This window comes from Acinetobacter guillouiae CIP 63.46, from assembly GCF_000368145.1.
Lineage (GTDB): Bacteria > Pseudomonadota > Gammaproteobacteria > Pseudomonadales > Moraxellaceae > Acinetobacter > Acinetobacter guillouiae.
Window position 1 is genome coordinate 5,388 of record NZ_KB849295.1, and the last position, 514, is coordinate 5,901.

Annotated in this window: 2 protein-coding genes; both read left to right on the forward strand. The window is 28.4% G+C overall.

Features of this window, described 5'->3' with window-relative positions:
- Nucleotides 1-313: hypothetical protein (locus F981_RS23100; RefSeq protein ID WP_004727244.1), on the forward strand; the 313-nt coding region annotated here is incomplete at its 5' end.
- Nucleotides 314-317: 4 nt separating this feature from the next.
- On the forward strand, nt 318-514 hold a 197-nt coding region (locus tag F981_RS23105; protein ID WP_004727246.1), incomplete at its 3' end, for a hypothetical protein.

Below are 514 nucleotides of genomic sequence, written 5' to 3' on the forward strand. Positions count from 1 at the left end.
CGCTGTAAGCCGTAAGATTATCTATGATATGAACACAATATTAAAATCCAAGGATTTATCCTTGCCTGAATCAAATTGGTTCTCATATATTCATTCAGCTAATTTAAACTGTTTGTTAGTGAAGAATAAGTTTAAGGATAATATTGTTATTGATATTAATGGGCACAAAACTAAGATATTAGATTCTGAAAATAAAATCTACTTAATTGATCCTTTCAACATAGCAACTGTTGAAAAAAGACCTGTTTCTAATCCATCTATAAAGAAACATGAGAAATTTAAGTATGTATTTGAACCAAATCTAGGAATTTAAAATAATGAAAGTTGCTCTTTTTGATACAATCTTAGAACGCCATTTACCTGAAAGTCTTAAGCGTGCTTTAGAATCTCTTGGTCATACAGTTGTTTATACAGATTTGTTATTACATGGTCACGATATGATCACAAAAGAATCTGATATTAAATTCATGTGGGAACAAATATATAAGATTGAAAAAGAAAATCCTGATTTACT